Genomic DNA, 22,939 nt, shown 5'->3' on the forward strand with positions numbered 1-22,939 from the left:
TTATTAAGATAAGAGGGATATGAATTGTTAGAAAAACTAGATTTTATAGAAGCAAAATATAAAGAATTAAATAAAAAAGCTATGGATCCTAATCTATTAAGTGAAAACAGAGAAGAATGGCAAAGAGTCATGAAGGAGCAAGCTGATTTAGAGCCAGTTGTTAATAAATATCAAGAATATAGAAAAGTTAAGGAAGATTTAGAAACAGCAAAAGAAATGCTTTATGAAAAAATAGATGAAGAAACTAAAGAATTTCTTAAAGAGGAAATTAAGGAATTAGAAGAAAAAAAAGAATCACTAGAAGAAGAACTAAAAGTGCTACTTCTTCCTAAAGACCCTAATGACCACAAAAATGTTATAGTTGAGATCAGAGCAGGAGCAGGTGGGGATGAAGCAGCATTGTTTGCTGGTTCTTTGTACAGAATGTATGTAAGATATGCTGAAAGAAATAACTGGAAAGTAGAACTGATGAGTTCTAACGAAATAGGCATAGGTGGCTTTAAAGAAGTTATATTTATGATTAGTGGAAAGGGCGCCTATTCAAGATTAAAATATGAATCTGGTGTGCATAGAGTTCAAAGAGTTCCTGAAACTGAATCAAGCGGCAGAATTCATACATCAACTGCTACTGTTGCTGTGCTTCCAGAAGCTGAAGACATAGACATTGAAATAAATCCTTCTGATTTAAGAATTGATGTATTCAGATCATCAGGAAATGGGGGTCAATCCGTAAATACTACAGATTCAGCAGTAAGGGTTACGCATATACCAACAGGCATAGTTATATCTTGTCAGGATGAAAAGAGTCAATTAAAGAACAAAGAAAAGGCATTAAAAATATTAAAATCTAGGCTTTATGAGATGAAACTCAGAGAGCAAAATGAAGAACTGGCTCAGATGAAGAGAGGGCAAGTTGGTACAGGAGATAGGTCAGAGAGAATAAGAACTTATAATTTCCCTCAAGGAAGAGTTACTGATCATAGGATTAATTTAACCCTATACAAGTTGAACAACTTTATCGACGGAGATCTTGATGAGATGATTGATGCTCTTATTACCACAGATCAAGCAGAGAGATTAAAAAATATCAGCTAAAGGGGACATCCCCTTTTTTTTTAAGTAAAAATGGAGGAATTCTATGGAAACAAAAATTTTAAAAGTTGACCCTCTAAATCCAGAAGATGATTTAATGAATATAGCAGTTGGAATATTAAAAAACAAAGAATTAGTAGCATTTCCTACAGAAACAGTTTATGGACTCGGGGCAGCTGGACTTATTAGTGAAGCAGTAGAAAAAATTTTCATAGCTAAAAACAGACCTCAAGATAATCCTTTAATCCTACATGTATGTTCAATAGAAATGGTTGAACAGATTGCTGAAGATATATCTACAGATGCAAGGAAACTTATGAATGAATTTTGGCCAGGGCCACTCACGATAATATTTAAGAGAAAAGCTAATGTTCCTGATGTCATTACAGCTGGATTAGATACGGTGGCCATCAGGATGCCAGATAATAAGATAGCTCTAAAGCTAATTGAAAAACTTGGAATGCCAATTGCTGCACCTTCGGCGAATACATCCGGAAAACCTAGCCCAACTTGCGCTAAAGATGTATATGAAGATATGAAAGGTAGAATACCATTGATAATAGATGGTGGAGATGCTAGGGTAGGTTTAGAGTCTACTGTTGTTGATTTATCTAAAGGAAATGCGATGATACTAAGACCTGGGGAAATAACCATAGATGATTTAAAAAAATATTTTGAAAGAGTAGAACTTGATCCTGCATTGTTAGATGGAAGAGAGATAAAAAAACCTATAGCACCTGGTCAAAAATACAGGCATTATGCACCTAAAGCTGAAATGATTTTATTTACCTATTCAGATGACATGACTTCAAGAATAAATAAAAAATATGATGAATTAACTAATCAAGGAAAGAAAGTTGGAATACTTACCGTTGATGAAAATTTAGGTAAATATGATGCTAATATTATATTTAGCCTTGGCACAGAAAAAGATTTAAAAACTGTTGCTCATAATTTATTTAAATCAATTAGAGAAATAGATAATTTAGGTGTTGATGTGATATTATGTGAAGGAGTAAAAGAAGACGGAATAGGACTTGCCATAATGAATAGGTTAAAAAAATCTAGTGGAGGAAATATTGCTTAAATTTTGGAGGATATATGATGAATGTATTATTTGTATGCACTGGAAACACATGCAGAAGTCCTATGGCAGAAGCTTTATTGAAAAGCAAATCAAAGAGGCTTAATAAGAGAATCAATGTTAAATCAAGGGGATTATATGCGATAGATAATGATTTGCCAAATAAAAATGCTTTGTTGGTGATGAAAGGCATAGCAGATATATCTAAACACAGAGCTAAGAGCATAACTGCTGATGATATGTCTTGGGCAGATTATGTATTGGTAATGACTAAATCTCAAAAAAATCAGTTATTAATTCAATACCCTATGTTTAGAAATAAAATAAAGTTGTTAAGCGAGATAGCGATTGGCAAAGAAAAAGATATAATAGATCCATTTGGAGGCTCTATCACTGATTATAAAAGGACAATGGAAGAATTGGAATACTATATTGATAAATTTATTGAAAAAATTGAGGGGGAGAGAGAATGAAAATAGGGATTGGTTCAGATCATGGTGGATATGAATTAAAAGAAGAATTAAAAAAATATATGATTGAAAAAGGAATTGAAGTAGTAGATTTTGGAACTAACGATTTATCTTCGGTAGATTACCCTGATTATGCAAAACTAGTAGCAGAAGCGGTTATCAATAAAGAAGTTGAAAGAGGTGTTGTAATTTGTGGCACAGGAATTGGAATTTCAATTGCAGCAAATAAAATAAAAGGAATAAGATGTGCACTTTGTTCTGACACTTACTCTGCTAGAATGAGCATGGAGCACAACAATGCTAACATGATTGCATTAGGAGGAAGAGTGTTAGGAGTTGATTTAGCTAAAGAAATATTAAATGCTTATTTATCTGCTAATTTCGAAGGTGGTAGGCATTTGAGAAGAATAGAAAAAATTAGTGCTATAGAGCAATCTATGTTATAATACTTAAAGTGAATTTTGAAAGGAGAATGTTATGTCAAAAGTAATACTATTAGATCATCCATTAATTAAACACAAGATAACTATTATTAGAGATAAAAATACCGGCTCTAAAGAATTTAGAGAACTTGTAAAAGAGATATCTACGCTAATGGCTTATGAGGTTACAAGAGATTTCCCTCTAGAGGAAATTGAGATAGAAACACCAATTACAAAAATGATGTCACCTGTCATATCTGGGAAAAAAGTAGGCTTAGTGCCAATATTAAGAGCTGGATTAGGCATGGTCGATGGTATGCTTGATTTAATTCCTGCAGCAAAAGTTGGACATATAGGAGTCTATAGAGATCCTGAAACTTTAAAACCTGTGGAGTATTATTGCAAACTCCCTCAAGATGTCAAGGAGAGGGATTTGATACTACTTGATCCTATGCTTGCAACAGGAGGTTCTGCCTCTGCAGCAATTGAAATTTTGAAAAATAGTGGAGCTACAAACATAAAACTAGTATGTTTAATAGCAGCACCTGAAGGGATTGAAGTAGTTCAAAAAGCTGCACCAGATGTAGACATATATTTGGCAGCTATCGATGAAAAGTTAAATGAACATGCATATATAGTTCCTGGATTAGGAGATGCAGGGGATAGACTTTTCGGAACAAAATAGATAAAACTAGTTTAATAGGAGAAGAAAAATGAACATTACGATAATAGCTTTCTTTACTTCCTTTATTATTTCACTTTTATTAACTCCAGTTATGATAAAGGTTGCCCCTAAATTAGGAGCTTTAGATATTCCAAAAGATAACAGAAGAATGCACAAAAAACCCATACCATTATTAGGCGGAGTGTCTTTGTATATTTCCGTAATAATTGGTCTAATACTATTTGTGCCATTATCAACTGAAATGAAAGCAGTTATAGTAGGGGCAACAGTGATGTTTTTGGCTGGTATAAAAGATGACATAAAGGGAACAACTGCAAAAGAAAAGCTAATCTACCAGTTAATAGCAGCTTCTATAGTTATTGCATTTGGTGTAAAGATAGAGTTTCTGACAAACCCATTTTCCTCAACTGGTAGCATAATTTATTTAGGGTGGTTAAGCATTCCTTTAACATTTTTCTGGATTGTTGGCATAACTAATACTTTAAATTTAATTGATGGATTAGATGGACTTGCAGCAGGAGTATCATTTATATCAAGTCTATCTTTTATCATAGTTGCTGCACTTTATGGCCATTTTGGGATTGCTACTTTAGCTAGTTTAATTGCTGGAGCGACCTTAGGATTTTTGCCTTATAATTTTAATCCTGCAAAAATATTTATGGGAGATACAGGAGCACTTTTTTTAGGATTTATCCTTTCTATAATTTCGATTGAAGGAGTCATGAAAAGTGTGGCTACTATCTCATTTGTAGTGCCAATAATAATACTCGGTTTACCAATTTTTGACACTACCTTTGCGATTCTAAGAAGATTTATAAATGGACAATCAATAATGGAGGCAGACAAAAAACATCTTCACCATAGATTGCTAGAGCATGGATACTCACATAAAAAAACAGTGTTAATTCTATATATGATTTCAGCTATATTTAGCTTTTTTGCAATCATGGTATCTCGAATAAACTCGAAATTTGCTCTATTTGTCGCAGCTGGAGTTTTCGTTGTTGCAGTACTTTTAGCTTCTCGCATAGGACTGTTTTCATCTAACTCAAATAAAGGGGTGGATCAAAAATGAAGGTGATGAGTGTATTTGGGACAAGACCTGAAGCCATAAAAATGGCTCCTATCATAAAGGAACTTGAAAAGAGAAAAATAAATCAAGTTGTTTGTGTAACTGCTCAGCATAGACAGATGCTAGATCAAGTTTTGGATTTATTCAAAATAGAACCAGATTATGATTTAAATATATTTAAACAAGGGCAGACGCTTACAGATATCACTATAAATGCATTAAAGGGTTTAGAAGAAGTTTTAGAGAAAGAATCCCCAGATATTCTTCTGATTCAAGGGGATACAACAACAGTATTTGCTGGAGCACTTGCAGCATTTTATAAAAAGATAAAAATAGGGCATATTGAAGCAGGCTTAAGAAGCTACAATATTTATTCACCTTATCCAGAAGAAGCAAATAGAAAATTAACAGGTGTGCTAACAAACTATCATTTTGCTCCTACCGATTCGAATAAGAAAAATCTGTTGAGAGAAGGATATGAAGAAAAAAACATATTTATAACTGGAAATACAGTTATAGATGCATTAAAATACACTGTAAAAGAAGATTATGTTTTTAGTGCAGATAAGCTAAAAAATATCGATTTTGAGAAGAAAAAAGTCATATTACTAACTAGCCACAGACGAGAAAATATTGGGGAAAAAATGGAGAACATTTTTAGAGGAATAAAGAGAGCAGTTGAAGAAGTAAATGACGCAATTGTAGTTTTTCCAGTGCATTTGAATCCTAAAGTAAGAGAAATTGCAAATAGGGTATTTGATGGAAATGAAGATATATACCTTATAGAACCTTTGGAATATGAGTCATTTACAAATTTAATGGCAAAATCATTCATAGTAATCACTGATTCAGGCGGGTTACAAGAAGAGGCACCAGCTCTTGGAAAACCAGTTCTGGTTATAAGAGATGAAACAGAAAGACCTGAAGGTATAGAAGCAGGAACGGCTAGATTAGTAGGTACAAAAGAAGAAAATGTTTATATAAATTTAAAAAGACTATTGACAGATAACAGAGAATATTTAAAAATGGCAAAAGCTGTAAATCCTTATGGTGATGGAAATGCTAGCAAAAGAATAGTTGATATTTTAGTGGATAAATTATCTAAATAAACAGTTTTAGAGAAATAAGAAATACATATAAATGAAAATAACGACCTAAATATATTTGGAGGAGATTTGTTTGGAAAAGATTGTAGTTGAGAAAAGTCCGCCTTTGCAGGGAACTGTAAGAGTAAGTGGTGCTAAGAATGCTGCTTTGCCTATTTTAGCTGCTTCACTTTTAGGCACTGAGGATATAATATTAGATGAAGTTCCAAATTTAAAAGATGTGGAGATAATGTGTGAGGTCCTAAAATCATTAGGAAGTTTCGTTGAATATTTAGAGCCAAATACGATAAGAATAAATTCAAAAAATCTTAATAATTATGAGACAAAATATGAACTTATGAATAAAATGAGAGCTTCTTTTTTAGTTATGGGACCACTTTTAACAAGGCTTGGAAAGACTAAAAATTCTCTTCCAGGAGGCTGCGCAATAGGAGCTAGACCTATCGACTTGCATTTAAAAGGTTTCAAAGCTTTGGGGGCTGATATCAAACAAAATGATGATGAAGTGTCTGCTTACTCTGACAATTTAATCGGCAATACTGTATATTTAGATTTTCCTTCTGTTGGAGCTACAGAGAATATAATGATGGCTGCAACTATGGCTGAAGGAGAAACAATCATAGATAATGCTGCAATGGAACCTGAGATTGTTGACTTGTCTAATTTTCTTAACAAACTAGGCGCCGATATTAGAGGTGCAGGTACTTCGACTATTCGAATCAAAGGTGTGAAACATCTAGGTGGGGCAAGGCACTCGATCATTCCAGATAGAATTGAAGCGGGTACATTGATGATAGGTGCTGCAATAACTAAAGGTGATGTAACAGTAGAAAATGTTATTACAAGCCATTTAAAACCAATTACTGCAAAATTGAAGGAATGCGGGTGTATAGTAGAAGAAGATATTGACAGTATAAGGGTAATAGGAAATAATAATCTAAGAGCTATTGATATAAAAACTATGCCTTATCCTGGCTTTCCTACGGATATGCAGGCCCAATTTATGGCACTTATGACTATACTAGAAGGGAAAAGTACAGTTATAGAAACAGTATTCGAAAACAGATTTATGCATGTAGAAGAACTTAAGAAAATGGGTGCTAATATAACTATAGAAGAAAGATCTGCTACAATTGTAGGAATAAAAAAATTAATTGGTGCTGAAGTTAGGGCTACAGATTTAAGAGCTGGAGCAGCATTGGTATTAGCTGGATTAGTAGCAGAAGGGAAAACATATATTGACGAAATATATCATATTGACAGGGGTTATGATAAAATAGAAGATAAGTTTAGAAAACTAGGAGCTAATATCTATAGAATAGAATTATGATAAATGGAGATGATTTTAATGAGTGCACTTAGAGCCGATGTTGGAATTGATTTAGGTACCGCTTCAATTTTAGTGTATATCAAAGGGAAAGGAATAGTGCTAAGGGAACCATCTGTTGTTGCAATTGACCAGTATACCAATAAATTTTTAGCTGTAGGAGAAGAAGCTAGGAGAATGATTGGTAGGACTCCGGGAAATATTGTAGCTATAAGACCTTTAAAAGATGGAGTAATATCTGATTATGATATCACGCAGAGAATGCTAAAGTTTTTCATTCAAAAAGCTATAGGAAGAATGATCTTAAAGCCAAGGATTATAATTTGTGTGCCTAGTGGAGTAACTGAGGTTGAAAAAAGAGCTGTAATGGAAGCAAGCAGTGAAGCTGGAGCAAGCAAAACTTATTTAATAGAAGAACCTGTAGCTGCAGCTATTGGAGCAGGACTTGACATTACCCAACCAAGTGGAAATATGGTAGTTGATATTGGTGGTGGGACTACAGATGTAGCTGTTATTTCTTTAGGAGGAATAGTGGAAAGCAAATCAATCAAAGTAGCAGGAGATGAATGTGACGAGGCGATAGTAAAATATATCCGTAAGAAATACAATATGATGATTGGAGATATGACTGCTGAAAACATAAAAAAAGAAATAGGATGTGCATATCCATTTGAAAAAGAAAAGTTTGCTGAAGTAAAAGGTAGGAATTTGCTAAATGGATTGCCATTGACTATAAAAATATCGTCAAATGATATGCTTGAAGCTTTGAGCGAGCCGGTTAGGGAAATAATTGATGCAGTGCATTATGTGCTTGAGAGAACACCACCTGAATTAGCAGCAGACATAAGTAATTTTGGGATTTATTTAACTGGTGGGGGAGCACTACTTTATGGGCTTGATAAATTGATTGAACATGAAACTGGCATAAAAACCAAAATTGCAGATAATCCAATAGAATGTGTAGCTATAGGCACTGGAAAGTCATTAGAATCATTGAATTTATTGGAAAAAAATTCGCAAAAAATCGAAGAAAGTAGATATAGATAAAAAGGAGATGCTAAAGCATCTCCTTATTTAAATGGATAGACTAATTTATAATTAATTGCAGATCCATTTAATACAAATTCTACATATGAATAATTTTTTAAACCTTCGGGCGTTGATACATTTGAATCGTTTATTGTAATATACCTAACACCATCTTTTAACTCAGTTCTGCTTGTGTTTCCTACTTGCACCAAGAAAATATTTTTTCCTGTATTGCTAGCTTTGCTCAATACTTCATGCAGCAAATCTGACTCTAATTTATCAGCGAAATTTTTGTATGAAGCTGGTAGGGTTATTATTATATTTTTTTCTGGTCTTGTGTTTAAGTCATTTATTAATTTAGTCCACTGACTGCTGTCAAATGCTCTTATTCCTTCGTTATTAGATCTTAATGTGATAAAATAAGCATCACCATTTTTTGAAGTGCCATAGGATTTTGTTCCATCTATGATTGCATTGTGATTTATTCCGTTTCTAAACCCTGCACTCATATTACCCATTTGTATGCCTATGTTAGATGTTGAAAGTGAATTTTTAAGTCCTTTTAGCCTGCTAGTGTCGATTATTTTAGACATAAGTGTATTTCCAGTTATCTTCGGTTCTGTGTATACAGCAATCTTTTTGCTTTCATTAGTAGTTTCAACATTTTTTTCTAAGGGGTCAGTTACTTTAGTAGAAGCTGGATAACCATTAGTCATATACGGCGTTTGAGTATAAGATGTTAGTGCATCTATTAATATAGTTCCTGAAGGCTTTCTATCTGAATTAGTTTCTGCAACATAAATACGTTGTAAACTTATAGGATAGGATATTCCACTAGGGACACTTGCCTCTAAATATCTCCAATCATTAAAATCAATTGATTTAGAAAAGTCGATAACATATGACTTTCCAGCTTTGTCTATTATTGTACCTCTAAGCCAAGTATTTGAATTATCTCCCTTTACCCAAATTCCGATTTTGGGGGGATTTCCACTTAGAGGATAACCATTTTTTGTATGTGAAAAATTTAGATAAGCAGCTCTTGTGCCACTTCCTTTTGACATATCATATTTTAGTGCAATGCTTTTATTGCCATGTTTTGCTTCATTTACTAATGAAACACTTCCTGTTACATCATTAGGGTAGCTGGTAAAGTTAATATTTGTTTCAGTTTCAAAGGAGTTAACAACATTTTGAGTTGAACCAACTGAAACTAATATGCTCGAAACAGCATTTTGACTTCTTACAACTATAGCACCTGATCCATTTTTATTTGATGCATAGAATACACCATTTTTTACTTCTCCAATATCTCCTATCACTTCAAAACTTAAATTTGACAGACTCAAAGCTCCTGTTTTACCTTCTTCATCCTTTCCTACAAATGATCCAAGCGACCGTGAACCTCCTGGAGAAATATTGAATTTTTCTACAGATGGATTTATTTCTTTAACCTCTCCCAAAACTTCGACTTCTGCAGAAGTTTTTATTCCTTCATATTCACAAGTAATAGTTACTAAACCCTTGCTATTTGCCTTAAATACTAAATTTTCGACATAAGAGTCATCTGTTGAGGTAGACCATATTAACTTTTGTTTATCAATGTCAATTGGATTGTAATGCTGGTCAAAGCCTTGCACAGTAAAACTTACTTCACCCCCAGCAAATATTTTAGATGATTTAGGAATTATTTGTAAGTATGTTAAATCGCCAATAGGTGCATTTGAATACACGCCTAATCCATTTACTACTAATCTCTGGCTGCCTTCACTTGGGATATTCACTAGATATGGTTTTGAAACTCCTTTTGGTTTTAACGCCATAGTAGTAGAGCCACCGCCATCTAAATTTACGCCATTGTAAGCCCCTAAATCCTTTAGTACTGCTCCTAACATTGGTTGCTCAATTCCTTTAAAGGAGCTATGTCTACCATCTACTGTAACAAGATAAACTACATCATTGTCTTTATTTATTCCTATACCTGTTCTAGGATGTATACCAGCGCTTTGTATATTTGTTGAAGTAACCTGTCCGTTTTTTAGAACTATGCTGCCAGCACCTAATGCAGTTTTTATATTAAAGATGTCAGGTTTTATTTGTATATCAAGTTTTACTTCATCACCAATTTCGAGATCATTCAATAGATGGTTTTTTACTGCAAGTACATATGAATTATCTTCTCTAGGGATATTAAAAGGTTCCCCTCCAACTCTTTTCTCAGTGACGATGCCATTTACAATAAGAACCTCAACTAGCTCTTTATTATATGTACCGCCTAAAGATTTTGGACCCCAATTTTTGTCTAATAATGTTACAACAGTTTGATCTGTTGAAACTTTATTATATGTGCTTATGTTTATTGTTTTACCTGTCCTTAGATTTTTTGCAGACATGGTTTGATCCACATAATCAATGAAAGCATTATTGTTATAATCTATATAAAATGTTGGTAAAGTATAAGGACTTCTAATTGGTGATGTTATCAAAGTACTATCATTTATCAGAGTCCCTAGGGAATTTGGTACTGGATTATAGTTAAAATAATCTCCGTTTATCCCAGCGATAGCACCTGTTTTATCAACCATATTTGTTACAGTATCTCTTAAGCTCAATCCTTCTAGATTATACATTGCTTTAACTTGAGTGTACTCATCATTTAAATTTATCTTTATTACATTTATTTGCATCCAACCAGCTGTAGTAAATCTTTGTATCCTTTGATGAGTAGCTCCCAAAGAAAGAGGGGTCTCTTCAACTCTTTCATATATAGTGGCAGGCAATGTTGCAGTACTTGATGCTAATGTATAAGAAGGCATCACAATAAAAACAATAAATAATAATAAGGCTAAGCTAAATATTCTTTTTTTCATATCTTGCTCCTTTCTGTTTACACACTGCCTACATTATAGAGCATATATATTATTAAAGAGTTACAATTATATTACAAATATGTTACAAATAAAAAATCGCAGTCAAAAGACTGCGATTAAATCATTTAAAATATGGTCGGGGTGAGAGGATTTGAACCCCCGGCCCCATGGTCCCAAACCACGTGCGCTACCAAACTGCGCTACACCCCGACATCTTACCGACTTTTATATTATATAATATTAAAAAACAAAATGCAACAGTTTTTTTTAAATATATTTTATTTCATAATATGATTTGGTGCAGGTAACAGGAGTCGAACCTGCATGAAGATACCTTCACTAGAACCTGAATCTAGCGCGTCTGCCAATTCCGCCATACCTGCAACTAAATATAATTATATATAAATAGAAATAAAGATTCAATACAATTTTAGATTAGAAAAAAAATATTTCGGGTACATAATGAATGTAAAAATTTACAGGAGGGATCATGATGAAAAAAGTAGCAATATTGATTGAAAACATGTTTGATGAACAGGAATTGATATTCCCATACCATAGACTTAGAGAAGAATTTGAAGTAAATCTAGTCGGGAGTGAAAAAGATAAGGTTTACGAGAGTAAAGCCGGATTTAAGATTAAAAGCACTCACAGTTCTTCTGAGATAGATCCTGAAGAATATTTAGGACTAATTATTCCCGGAGGATTTTCTCCTGATTTTATGAGAAGAAATGAGAATACTAAAGAATTAGTAAGGAAAATCAATAAATTAAATAAGCCAATAGCAGCCATTTGCCATGGGCCTTGGATGCTCGCATCTTGTTGTGATCTTAAAGGAAGAGAGGTTACATCTTTCTTCAGCATAAAGGATGATTTAGTAAATGCAGGTGCAAATTGGGTGGATAAAGAAGTTGTTGTTGACGGGAATTTAATAACTTCAAGAAATCCTAATGACCTTCCTGCATTTATGAAAGAATTTTTAAAGTTAATTAAAAATTCTTGACATTGTTAATTTAACGCTATAAAATAATAAAAAACGATGAGGGTTGAAAGTAAGTTAGACCATGACTAAAAGAGAAGAAAGTTCACCGGCTGAAAGACTTTCTTAGTTAATACTAACTGAAATACCGCTTCCCGAGTTCTCATTCTGAACATAAGTAAGTTTGAGCGTGTGCTAACGTTAAGGTATTTTGATATTTAGGTGGATACAAGTATGTGCTTGTCCTTTTTAGGACAAGCACTATTTTTTTAGGAGGTGGATTTTATGACAGAATTTTTTGTTTCTAAGTTTGGAGGAAGCTCATTAGCCACCTCCAAGCAATATAAGAAAGTAAAAGAGATAGTAAATAAAAATGAGAATATAAAAGTGGTAGTGCCCTCTGCACCGGGGAAAAGAGATGAAAAGGATCATAAAATTACTGATTTGCTATATATGTGTCATCAATTATCTTCACATGGACTTAAATTTGATGATATTTTTAAGATGATAGCAGAAAGGTTTTTTGAAATCCGAGATAATCTTTCCATAGATGTAGATTTAGAAAAAATATTGGATGAAATAAAGACCAACATAGAAAATAATAGAAGCATAGATTATTGTGCAAGCAGGGGAGAATACCTCAATGGGATATTGCTTGCAAAATATTTAGGTTTTGAATTTATTGACGCAGCCGAAGTTATATTTTTTAATGAGATGAATGAAGTCGATGAAAAAAAGACTATTGAAGAATTGCAGAATAAAATCAAATTAGGAGACAAAAAAAGATATGTAGTTCCTGGATTTTATGGTTCATTTAAATCAGAGATTAAAACTTTTTCAAGAGGAGGTTCAGATATAACTGGTTCAGTAATAGCCAATGCTATAGACGCTAAGATTTATGAAAACTGGACAGATGTTTCAGGATTTTTAGTTGCAGATCCTAAAATTGTTGAAAACCCAAAAGAGATAGAGCATATAACATATAAGGAATTAAGAGAGTTATCTTATATGGGAGCTAAAGTATTGCATGAAGAGGCAATTTTTCCAGTAAAAAATAAAGGAATACCCATTCATATAAAGAACACAAACAGACCTTATGATAAAGGTACTTTAATCGTGCCAGATACTTGGAATTTTAGTAAAGAAAACTTGATAACTGGTATCGCAGGTAAAAAAGGATTTACTGTTATTACAGTTGAAAAAACTCTAATGAATAGCGATAAAAGTTTTTTGAGAAAATTGGTATCTGTGTTCGAAACAAACGATATTTCAATTGAGCATATGCCTTCAGGAATTGATTCAATTTCCATTATTGTTTCTGATATAGATTTAAATGGAAAACTTTCAAAAATCATTGAAGAAATACGCATTTATTTAAATCCTGACAATATAATTTCATCGTCAAACATGGCATTAGTTGCAGTAGTAGGTAGGGGGATGATTAGAACAAAGGGGATTTCAGCAAAAGTGTTTACAGCTTTATCTGATGCTGGAGTTAATATTCGAATGATATCACAAGGTTCGAGTGAATTAAACATAATCATAGGGTTAGAAAATAGTGATTTTGAAACAGCTATCAGAGCTATTTACAAGTCATTTTATAACTAAGGAGGGTTAGTTATGTTAAAAGTAGGCGTAGTAGGTGCATCTGGACTTGTTGGAAGAAATATCATAAGTATATTAGAAGAAAGAAAATTTCCTATTAAAGAATTAAAACTTTTTGCATCATCTAAATCTAAGGGGAAGGAAATATATTTTAACAATGATATCATATACATTGAAGAATTAAATGAGACATTTCTTGAAACTGATTTTGATTTGGTATTTTTTGCAGCTGGATCTAATATAAGTGAAAAGTATATACCTGAATTGATGAAAAGAGGAGTAATAAGCATAGACAATAGTTCATTTTTTAGGATGAGAGAAGATGTTGGGTTGGTAGTTCCTGAAGTAAATCCTGAGGATTTAAATATCAATAAAACTTTGATAGCAAATCCAAATTGCTCTACAATCCAAAGTGTAGTTGCCCTAAAACCGTTATATGATAAATATGGCATAAGAAGAATAATATATTCAACTTATCAAGCAGTTTCTGGTTCTGGTCAGAAAGGATTAAATGATTTAGCTACTGGCAGAAGTGATTTTTATCCATTTCAAATAAAAGGCAATGTTATTCCTCATATTGATTCATTTTTAGATAATGGCTATTCTAAGGAAGAAATGAAGATGATAAATGAAACAAAGAAGATACTTCATGACGATGATCTGAAGATAACTGCAACTACGGTAAGAGTTCCGGTTAGAGTTGGACATAGCATATCAATTAATGTTGAATTGAAAAGAGATTTTGATTTAAATGATATTAGAGAAACTTTAAGCCAATTTAATGGAATTGTGGTAGTTGATGATGTAAAAAACAATAAATATCCTATGCCAATTCATGCTGAGGGCAGAGATGAGGTTTTCATAGGTAGGATTAGAAGGGATTATAGTACAGAAAATGCCTTAAACTTATGGGTGGTAGCAGATAATGTTAGAAAAGGCGCAGCGACAAATGCTATTCAGATCGCAGAAGAACTTCTTAAGAAAGGAGATATCTAATGATTAATATAGCTCTTTTAGGGTTTGGAACTGTAGGGATTGGTGTTTACAACATGATTATGGAGAGGAAAGATTATCTTGAACTGATTTTAAAAAATCAGATAAACATTAAAAAGATCTTGGTAAAAAACCTCAATAAAGATAGGAAAGTAACGGTAAAACCTGATATTTTAACGATTGATGAAGACGATATATTTTTAGATGAAGAAATTGACATAATAATAGAACTTACTCCAAGCATAGATGATGCTTATAGGTATGCTAAAAAAGCTCTTTCACAAAACAAACATTTCATTACTTCAAATAAAGCCTTAGTCAGTGCATATTATGAAGAGTTATCTACATTATTTGAAGATAAAAATTTAAAATTTCTTTATGAAGCCAGTGTAGGTGGTGCAATACCAATCATTAGAGAATTAAAAATCCAAATAAAGTTAAACGAAATAACCAACATTCGTGCTATTTTAAATGGAACTACAAACTATATACTTTCAAATATATATGAAAAAAACATAAGTTTTTACGAAGCTCTTAAAAGAGCTCAAGAATTAGGATATGCAGAACAAAATCCTAGTGATGATATAGATGCAATAGACTCAAAAAGAAAGATTAGGATACTTTCTACACTTGGATTTGGTACAAGCATAGTTGAAGATGATATTTTATTTCATGGAATTGGGAATATATCATCTTATGATATAAATATATTTAAAGAAAGAGGACTTAAAGTCAAACTTATTGCAAATGCAAATGCTTTTAATGGAAAATACGAAGTAAGTGTATTTCCTACAGCAATAGGCGCAAAAGATATTTTTTACAATATAGATTATAGAAAAAACATAATTAGTTTTACAGGAGATAAGGTCGGTGAATTGAGTTTTATTGGCGAAGGAGCAGGAATGTATGAAACAGCAAATTCGGTATTATCTGATTTAATTGAAACAATTTTAGACAAAGACTTTTCAAATCCATTGAGAGCTAGGGGATTTGAAAACGCAATATCCAACTTCAAAGGCATTTTTTATCTAAGAATGAGTAACGAAAAAATAAATATACCTAAAGAGTATATTAAAGAAATCATATCTGAAGAAAAACCGTTTGTTATCATTACAAATGAAATCAATATTTTAGACTTAATAGAGTATATCAAAGAAATTAAAAATGAAGATTACTCTATCATAAAGGTTGAAGAATAGGGTGATGAAATGCGATATATTAGCACAAGAGATAAAACAAACATTGTTAGTTCTTCGAAAGCTATAATTCAAGGGATTGCTGAAGACGGAGGTCTTTTTGTACCTGAAGAATTTAGGAAAATAGAGAATTTAGATTCATTTATTGGATATTCATATAATAGGCTTTGTAAGTACATTTTAAATTACTTCTTTGACGATATGAAATATGGCATAGATGAAGCTGTTGATAGAGCTTATGATGCAAAATTTAAAGATCGTGTTATCGAGCTAAAAGATTTTGGAGACATTGGATTTTTAGAACTTTATCATGGAGTTTCTTTATCTTTTAAAGACATTGCACTATCTATACTTCCAGAACTTATGAAGTTAGCAATGGAGATAGAAAAAACAGAAGAAGATATTCTAATATTGACTGCAACATCAGGAGACACTGGAAAAGCTGCACTTGAGGGATTCAAAGATTTAGAAAGATTTAAAATAGCAGTATTATTCCCGGATGATGGAGTAAGCTTTATTCAAGAAAAACAAATGATCACTCAAGAAGGAAAAAACACTTATGTTTTTAGGTTTTTGGGAAATTTTGATGATGCTCAAAGAGGCGTTAAAAAGTTATTTTCAGATAAAGAATTTATAGAGGAATTAAATAAAATGAATTTAAAGATCTCATCAGCTAATTCTATCAACATAGCAAGACTAATTCCTCAGGTTGTATATTATGTATACACATATTTAGAGAGTTTGAGAAAAGGAAAATTATCAAAAGCCGATAAAATTAATTTCTGTGTGCCAACTGGAAATTTTGGAAATGTTTTAGCAGCTTATTATGCATATAAAATAGGTGTGCCAATAAATAAGTTAATTATAGCCTCAAACGAAAACAATGTGCTTACAGATTTCTTTAGAACCAAGAAATACAATACTAACAGAAATCTTGTCAAAACCATATCTCCTTCTATGGACATTTTGGTATCTAGCAACTTAGAGAGGTTGCTATTTGATCTAACCAATGATGATAAACTGATTAAGGATAAAATGAAAGAACTCTTTGAAGTAGGCTCATATAGTATAAATATTCAAAGTGATTTGTTTTTTGCTGACTATATAAAACAAGAGGAAACGAAAAACAATATAAGGATTGTATTTGATAAGTATAACTATATAATCGATCCACACACTGCTGTTGCATATGGAGTTTATCAAAAATACCTAAATGAAACTAAAGACAAAACTTATACTGTGATAGTATCAACAGCAAGCCCATATAAGTTTCCAAATGAAATAATGGATGCATTTAAAATAACCTATAAGGATGAAATAGATAGCATAAATAAGCTTTCGATATTATCAGGAAATGAAATTCCTAAGCAAATAATGGATATTTTAAATAATCATAAATCAAAGGAAATAGTTGTTAGTAAAGACAATATGAAAGAAAAATTACTAAATACTATAAAACAAGGTGGTTCAAATGTTTAATATAAAAGTTCCAGCTACTAGTGCAAATCTCGGGGCAGGTTTTGACTGCCTGGCTATTGCCATTGATTTGTACAATACCTTTAAAATTGAAAAAGCACCCAAAGGATTTAAAGGGGACAATTTAATTTATAAGTCATATTATGAGGTATTTAAGCATTTAAATGAAGAAATCATAGACATAAAAATAAGTTCAGACAGCAATATACCAATAAGCAGAGGATTGGGTTCATCTGCAAGCTGTATAGTTGCAGGAGTTTTGGCAGCTAATAAAATCTTAAATTTTCCTCTAAACAATGAGGAATTGCTCAATCTATCAAATTCGATTGAAGGGCACCCTGATAATGTATCTGCTGCACTATATGGAGGATTAACTATAAATGCAGTTAAAAATGGCAAAGTGTTAACAAATAAGATAATACCAAATGAGTCTATTAAATTTACTGCACTTATACCAGGCTTTGAATTGTCCACAAAATCATCCAGAGAGGTAATACCTAGAGAGATTTCATTGGATACAGCAGTATTTAACATTCAAAGAACTGCTTTGCTCGTATCTTCATTAATAAATGGGAATCTCGATTTACTTAAGTGGGCAGTAGAAGATAAAATTCATCAGCCTTATAGAATGGATTTAATAGAAAATTCTAATATAGTATTTAATACTGCATATGAGTTAGGTGCATTAGCTGTATTTTTAAGTGGAGCAGGGCCAACTATAATGTGTATTACTCATATTAAAAATAAAGAGTTTAAAGACAATATAAGTTCTAGATTAAAAAAAATATCTGGAGAATGGAAAGTGTTTGAACATAATATTGATTTAGAGGGAGCTAAAATAATTAATTAGTTTAATTATACATATACGGGGTATATTATTCTCACCAATATATAGAAGGTGATCGATATGTCAAGATATCATAGACATCCATTAAGTTATCCGGCTAATTTAAAACTAAAAGTGATGGATTTAGAAAAAAGTTTAAAGTTCTATACAGAAATACTAGGTCTTACAATCATCGAGGAGGGAGAAGAATATAAGCTGTCAGCAGATTTAATAAATCCTCTAGTGATAATTACAAGGCCTAACAATGCGATCATAAAACCACCCCACACTACAGGATTATATCATTATGCGATTAAGTTGCCTTCAAGACTTGATTTAGGGAAATTCATAAATCATGTAAAAGACAAAGACATAGAAATAGTAGGTGGAGCTAATCATGGCGTGAGTGAAGCATTTTATATCGAGGATTATGAGGGAAATGGTATCGAAATTTATGCTGATACTGACGAAAAAAATTGGTTTGTTAACGGCAAGCTTAAGATGGTGACAGATCCTCTAGATTATAGAGAATTAATGAGTTTAGCACAGGGAGATATATGGGATGGGATGCCAAAAGAAGCAGTTCTTGGGCATATGCATCTTTATGTTGATAATTTAGAAAAAAATGCTATATTTTATGAACTGTTAGGTTTTGAGAAGACATTAGCATTGCCTAATTCAGCATATTTTTATTCTCAAGGAGGTTATCATCATCACATTGGGTTTAACGTATGGAATGGAAGGGAAATTCCACCACCACCTGAAAATGCTATCGGTCTAGATTATTATACTATTAAAGTTTCAACAAAAGAAAAACTTATGGATTTAGAAAAGAAATTAATTGAGAATAATTATTTAACCCAAAAAAATGATGAAAAAATTCTCACTAAAGACCCAGCTGGTAACAAAATAATTTTAGAAATATAATAAAGCGTAGCTTAGCTACGCATTATTATATTTTATTCAAAAGACTCAAAAGGTTCTTCTATACTTATATGACCCATTAAAGTTTCAGCAGGCTTACCGTCAATTAAAAATTGGACTCTATCGACACTATCCAAACCTACTAATGAATTTACAACTTGGGCAATTATATAACTTTCTTCCATGCTACCACCGTACAGACCATCTTGAGCAAAATTAACATAACAAGTCTTGTTTTCATCTACTTTAACATCTATTAACTTAACAGTACTAGGAAAACCTGTGCTCATATTTTCTGTGTCTACAGGACCTTTCATAAGTTCGCGGACAACAGCTTCTTCTAGAGTAGTTCCTTCAAAATTAATTTCTCTTTTTTCTTCTATCAACCAATCATATTCTTCATTCCCTGTTTCAACATAATCATTGTTGGCAAAATAAAGAGTGACTTCTTTTGTATAATTTTCTTCTGGCTCTGGCTCAGTTGTATTTCCGTTATCTGGATTTTCAATAGGAGTTTCATCTATTGGAGTTTCAGGTTCATTCACTTCATCATTGTTGGTTGAGCATGCAGACAGAGAAAGAATCAAAAGCACTGACAAGCTCAAAATCAAAAACTTTTTCATAATAATCTCCTTTCTATATTGCTATTTTCAAATAAATCATATCATGTTTACAATAAATAATCAATTTACGTTTATATTACAATACTTGTTCCTTTATAGTATAATTAATTTAAATATGAACTATATTCAGTTATAATCAAAGAAATCAACTTAGGAGTGATAGGATATGAATTTGATATTCGCAGTAGATGGAAATTGGAGAATAGGATCAAACGGGAAGATGTTAGTTACCATAGAGGAGGATTTGCATCGATTCAGAAGAATAACTGAAGGGCATATTATAATCATGGGTAGAAAAACTGTTGAAGCATTACCTGAAAAAAAACCACTTGAGAACAGAGTCAATATAGTTGTTACAAGGAATAAAAGCTATAATCAAGAAGGATTTATAGTCCTAAATTCACTAGAAGATTTGTTTCCGCTACTTAAAGAAATAAATCCCAATAAAGAAAAGGAAGTATTTGTAACAGGTGGAGGAACTATCGCTAGGCAATTGTTGCTTTTTTCTAATAAAGCATATATAACAAAAATATTCATGGATTTTCCAGAAGCTGATACATTTATACCCAATCTAGATTTAGATCCTGACTGGAAAGTTGTCAATGAATCTGAAGTATTCGAAGAAAATGGAATATATTATAGATATGTCGATTATGAAAGGATAAGGTGGTAACATGAATATAAAAGAAACCATAACCTTTGAAGATTTTGCCAAATTAGATATAAGAGTTGGAGAAATCATAGATGTTTTTAAATTTGAGAAAGCAAAAAAACCAGCATATAAATTGGAAATTGACTTTGGGGAAGACATTGGCATAAAAAAATCAAGTGCTCAAATAACAGAACATTATACAAAGGAAGATTTAATTGGGAAACAAGTATTAGCTGTAGTAAATTTCCCAGTTAAAAATATCGCTGGTTTTCAATCTGAAGTTTTAGTGCTTGGGACTTATTCTGAAGGAGGAGTTGTTTTAGTCGTTCCTGAAAGGAAAGTAAAAAATGGAGATATTTTAGGATAGAATTGGTGATAAAGTTAAAAATCGGGTATTAATATACAGTAAATGAAAGGGGCAAATAGTATGGAAAGTTTAAACAAAGAAATTATGCTAAAAAGAGTTGTCAAAGAAACTAGTGATATATACTCATTTGTATTTGAAAAGCCTAAAGATTATATTTGGGATGCTGGACAACATACAATTTTTAAATTTAAAGAATTAAAAATTCCATTAGCTGAAGATGAAAAAGAACATAGAATATTTAGCATAGCTTCTGTAAAAGAAGAAGAAGACTTCATGTTTTCAACTAGAATTGTAGGAAACTGTACAAACTTCAAGAAAAATCTACTTAAACTCGTTCCAGGGGATATAATGCTCATAGACAAACCTATGGGTAAATTTTTACTAGAAGATTTAGATAAACCAACTTTACTTATAGCTGGAGGTATAGGAGTTACTCCAATGAGAGCATTTTTAAAAGACATTGAATTGAATAATAAAAAGGTTAAAAAGATTAGACTTCTTTACTCAGATGATAGAAATGAATTTGCTTATAAAGAAGAACTTATTGGAATTGGAGAAAAAGTTAAAGGAATAGAGGTGTTATTAATCTCTAATAGAGAAACTTTTATAAACGAGTTAGATAAATTCACTAGTGAATACTTAAATGATGCATACTATTATATTTCAGGCTCTCCAGGAATGAACAAGATGTTTACAGAAAAACTTATTGATATGGGAGTAGAAAAGCAAAATATCAAGACTGACTCTTTCCAAGGTTATTAGAATCCAGATTTACTGGATTCTTTTTGCTTTTTTATAAGTAAAAAATTAAATTTATTAAAAGTAAAATTAATTGACCAATTATTACAAATAAGTTATTATATTAACATAATATAAATGGAGTTGTTGATATGAATAATGAGAATATTGTAACCGTATTAAAAGAGAATAAAATGCGACCTTCTTTTATAAGAGTTAAGATATACACTCTTTTAGTGGAATCCAGAATCCACCCTACTGTAGATGAAATATATGAACAACTTTCAAAAGAAATTTTGACTTTATCGAAAACAACAGTTTACAACACTTTAAAATTATTTATTGAAAAAGGAATAGTAAAAGCTATAAACATTGAAGGAAATGAACTGAGATTTGAAGCACAGAGGGGTTTTCATGGACATTTTAAATGCAGAGAGTGTGGAAATATTTATGACATACCAATGAATGAAAAAGAAATAACAAGCGTATTGGAAGGTTTTAACATAGAAGATATGCAAGTATTGGTATCTGGCATATGCCCAGACTGCGAATAGAAATAATTCCTACAAAAATAGTAAGAATTTGTTTATAGAATTTCCTCCTAGGGTATATTAGTCTTACGATAATAATACATTAATATATAGGAGGATTATTTTATGGACAAGGTAAAGTTGGCAGTAATATTTTATAGTGGGTATGGCACAAACTTTAAAATGGCTCAATGGGCAAAGGATGAAGCTGAAAAAGCTGGAGCAGAGGTTAGGCTTTTGAAAGTTCAAGAATTGATTCCTGATGAAATAATCAATTCAAATGAAGGTTTAAAAGCTATGAAAGAAGCAACCAAAGACATTCCTGTTGCTACTTCTGATGATTTAGTTTGGGCAGATGCTTTTATTTTTAGTGCAGGAAGCAGATTTGGGAATGTTCCATCGCAACTTAAAAACTTTCTAGATATGCAAGGAGGGCTTTGGGCAAAAGGTCTATTAGCAAATAAGGTAGTTTCTGCAATGTCTTCAGCACAAAATCCTCATGGAGGACAAGAAGGCACAGTAAAAGCTATTCTAACAACTATGATGCATTGGGGAGCAATCATCGTAACTCCTGGATTTATAGATGAGTCATCATATGGAGCTGGCGGCAATCCTTATGGGACATCTGCTACCGTTGCAATGGATGGAAGCATAGTAGATAATGTCGAACCTGCAGTAAGATTCCAAGCTAGAAGAACTGTTGAAGTTGCTAGTTGGATTAAAAAGGGAAGAGAATAAGAATAAATCCTAAGGCATTAATGCCTTAGGATTTATTTTGTGCGCCCAGCATGGGCGTAAACTAGTCGGTGAAAGTCCGATACGGAGGTTGATAGTGCCAACCGTTAGCTTAAGACAAGGGTGTCCATCGTGAGG

23 protein-coding genes and 2 tRNA genes are annotated in these 22,939 nt (G+C 32.2%); 21 read left to right on the top strand and 4 right to left on the bottom strand.

The genetic code is table 11. From position 1 onward, the window contains the following. The first annotated feature begins 24 nt into the window (after nt 1-24). From prfA to mreB, 9 genes are all read left to right on the top strand, one after another. The gene (gene prfA / locus ACTB1H_RS00325) at nt 25-1,095 is read left to right on the top strand and encodes a peptide chain release factor 1 (protein WP_463260838.1); all 1,071 of its coding nucleotides are present in this window, start codon (nt 25-27) and stop codon (nt 1,093-1,095) included. A gap of 43 nt (nt 1,096-1,138) precedes the next feature. Further along, nucleotides 1,139-2,179 carry an L-threonylcarbamoyladenylate synthase gene (locus ACTB1H_RS00330; protein WP_463260839.1) on the top strand — a complete coding sequence of 347 codons (1,041 nt, stop codon included), beginning with the start codon at nt 1,139-1,141 and terminating at the stop codon, nt 2,177-2,179. Nucleotides 2,180-2,196: 17 nt separating this feature from the next. Further along, on the top strand, nt 2,197-2,649 hold the full coding sequence (locus ACTB1H_RS00335) for a low molecular weight protein arginine phosphatase (RefSeq protein ID WP_463260840.1): 453 nt from the start codon (nt 2,197-2,199) through the stop codon (nt 2,647-2,649). After that, a complete protein-coding gene (gene rpiB / locus ACTB1H_RS00340; protein ID WP_463260841.1) occupies nt 2,646-3,092 on the top strand; it encodes a ribose 5-phosphate isomerase B in 447 nt (148 codons plus the stop codon). The genes ACTB1H_RS00335 and rpiB overlap by 4 nt, the downstream gene beginning before the upstream one ends. A gap of 31 nt (nt 3,093-3,123) precedes the next feature. Then, nucleotides 3,124-3,753: a uracil phosphoribosyltransferase gene (gene upp / locus ACTB1H_RS00345; protein ID WP_463260842.1), complete on the top strand. Its 630-nt coding sequence runs from the start codon at nt 3,124-3,126 to the stop codon at nt 3,751-3,753. Nucleotides 3,754-3,781: 28 nt separating this feature from the next. Continuing rightward, the gene (locus ACTB1H_RS00350; RefSeq protein WP_463260843.1) at nt 3,782-4,828 is read left to right on the top strand and encodes a glycosyltransferase family 4 protein; all 1,047 of its coding nucleotides are present in this window, start codon (nt 3,782-3,784) and stop codon (nt 4,826-4,828) included. Next, nucleotides 4,825-5,934 carry a non-hydrolyzing UDP-N-acetylglucosamine 2-epimerase gene (gene wecB / locus ACTB1H_RS00355; protein ID WP_463260844.1) on the top strand — a complete coding sequence of 370 codons (1,110 nt, stop codon included), beginning with the start codon at nt 4,825-4,827 and terminating at the stop codon, nt 5,932-5,934. Before ACTB1H_RS00350 ends, wecB begins: the two co-directional genes overlap by 4 nt. Before the next feature lie 70 nt (nt 5,935-6,004). Then, complete coding sequence (murA, locus tag ACTB1H_RS00360) at nt 6,005-7,261, top strand: UDP-N-acetylglucosamine 1-carboxyvinyltransferase (RefSeq protein ID WP_463260845.1); 1,257 nt, start codon at nt 6,005-6,007, stop codon at nt 7,259-7,261. An 18-nt stretch (nt 7,262-7,279) separates the two neighbouring features. Beyond that, nucleotides 7,280-8,305 carry a rod shape-determining protein MreB gene (gene mreB, locus ACTB1H_RS00365; RefSeq protein ID WP_463260846.1) on the top strand — a complete coding sequence of 342 codons (1,026 nt, stop codon included), beginning with the start codon at nt 7,280-7,282 and terminating at the stop codon, nt 8,303-8,305. Between the two features lie 23 nt (nt 8,306-8,328). On the opposite strand, the gene ACTB1H_RS00370 is transcribed toward mreB, so the two are convergent. From ACTB1H_RS00370 to ACTB1H_RS00380, 3 genes are all read right to left on the bottom strand, one after another. Next, nucleotides 8,329-11,157, bottom strand: a complete 2,829-nt coding sequence (locus tag ACTB1H_RS00370) for a phosphodiester glycosidase family protein (RefSeq protein WP_463260847.1) — start codon at nt 11,155-11,157, stop codon at nt 8,329-8,331. Nucleotides 11,158-11,290: 133 nt separating this feature from the next. Then, nucleotides 11,291-11,367, bottom strand: a tRNA-Pro gene (locus ACTB1H_RS00375). An 86-nt stretch (nt 11,368-11,453) separates the two neighbouring features. Next, a tRNA-Leu gene (locus ACTB1H_RS00380) sits at nt 11,454-11,540 on the bottom strand. A 110-nt stretch (nt 11,541-11,650) separates the two neighbouring features. On the opposite strand from ACTB1H_RS00380, the gene ACTB1H_RS00385 reads away from it, so the two are divergent. The 7 genes from ACTB1H_RS00385 to ACTB1H_RS00415 all read left to right on the top strand — a co-directional run bounded on the left by ACTB1H_RS00385 (nt 11,651) and on the right by ACTB1H_RS00415 (nt 19,159). Then, complete coding sequence (locus ACTB1H_RS00385) at nt 11,651-12,160, top strand: type 1 glutamine amidotransferase domain-containing protein (RefSeq protein ID WP_463260848.1); 510 nt, start codon at nt 11,651-11,653, stop codon at nt 12,158-12,160. 261 nt (nt 12,161-12,421) lie between these two features. After that, nucleotides 12,422-13,744: an aspartate kinase gene (locus ACTB1H_RS00390; protein ID WP_463260849.1), complete on the top strand. Its 1,323-nt coding sequence runs from the start codon at nt 12,422-12,424 to the stop codon at nt 13,742-13,744. 12 nt (nt 13,745-13,756) lie between these two features. Further along, nucleotides 13,757-14,737 carry an aspartate-semialdehyde dehydrogenase gene (locus ACTB1H_RS00395; protein WP_463260850.1) on the top strand — a complete coding sequence of 327 codons (981 nt, stop codon included), beginning with the start codon at nt 13,757-13,759 and terminating at the stop codon, nt 14,735-14,737. Beyond that, nucleotides 14,737-15,933, top strand: coding sequence for a homoserine dehydrogenase (locus ACTB1H_RS00400; protein ID WP_463260851.1), 1,197 nt, complete (start codon nt 14,737-14,739; stop codon nt 15,931-15,933). Before ACTB1H_RS00395 ends, ACTB1H_RS00400 begins: the two co-directional genes overlap by 1 nt. A gap of 9 nt (nt 15,934-15,942) precedes the next feature. Further along, the gene (gene thrC / locus ACTB1H_RS00405) at nt 15,943-17,409 is read left to right on the top strand and encodes a threonine synthase (protein WP_463260852.1); all 1,467 of its coding nucleotides are present in this window, start codon (nt 15,943-15,945) and stop codon (nt 17,407-17,409) included. Then, nucleotides 17,402-18,256 carry a homoserine kinase gene (thrB, locus tag ACTB1H_RS00410; protein ID WP_463260853.1) on the top strand — a complete coding sequence of 285 codons (855 nt, stop codon included), beginning with the start codon at nt 17,402-17,404 and terminating at the stop codon, nt 18,254-18,256. Before thrC ends, thrB begins: the two co-directional genes overlap by 8 nt. A 57-nt stretch (nt 18,257-18,313) precedes the next feature. Further along, nucleotides 18,314-19,159, top strand: coding sequence for a VOC family protein (locus ACTB1H_RS00415; RefSeq protein ID WP_463260854.1), 846 nt, complete (start codon nt 18,314-18,316; stop codon nt 19,157-19,159). Nucleotides 19,160-19,191: 32 nt separating this feature from the next. Here the strand turns inward: ACTB1H_RS00415 and ACTB1H_RS00420 are convergent, their stop codons facing one another. Then, nucleotides 19,192-19,779, bottom strand: a complete 588-nt coding sequence (locus ACTB1H_RS00420; RefSeq protein WP_463260855.1) for a GerMN domain-containing protein — start codon at nt 19,777-19,779, stop codon at nt 19,192-19,194. 166 nt (nt 19,780-19,945) lie between these two features. Between ACTB1H_RS00420 and ACTB1H_RS00425 the strand changes: the two genes are divergently transcribed. From ACTB1H_RS00425 to wrbA, 5 genes are all read left to right on the top strand, one after another. Further along, nucleotides 19,946-20,452, top strand: coding sequence for a dihydrofolate reductase (locus ACTB1H_RS00425; protein WP_463260856.1), 507 nt, complete (start codon nt 19,946-19,948; stop codon nt 20,450-20,452). A gap of 1 nt (nt 20,453) precedes the next feature. Next, nucleotides 20,454-20,798, top strand: a complete 345-nt coding sequence (locus ACTB1H_RS00430) for a tRNA-binding protein (RefSeq protein WP_463260857.1) — start codon at nt 20,454-20,456, stop codon at nt 20,796-20,798. A 60-nt stretch (nt 20,799-20,858) separates the two neighbouring features. Next, nucleotides 20,859-21,560 carry an FAD-dependent oxidoreductase gene (locus ACTB1H_RS00435; RefSeq protein WP_463260858.1) on the top strand — a complete coding sequence of 234 codons (702 nt, stop codon included), beginning with the start codon at nt 20,859-20,861 and terminating at the stop codon, nt 21,558-21,560. Between the two features lie 128 nt (nt 21,561-21,688). Continuing rightward, entirely contained in the window at nt 21,689-22,090 is a 402-nt protein-coding gene (locus ACTB1H_RS00440; protein ID WP_463260859.1) for a Fur family transcriptional regulator, read from the top strand. Nucleotides 22,091-22,192: 102 nt separating this feature from the next. After that, entirely contained in the window at nt 22,193-22,804 is a 612-nt protein-coding gene (gene wrbA, locus ACTB1H_RS00445) for an NAD(P)H:quinone oxidoreductase type IV (protein ID WP_276441864.1), read from the top strand. The last annotated feature ends 135 nt before the right edge of the window (nt 22,805-22,939 follow it).

Source organism: Soehngenia sp. (assembly GCF_055108775.1).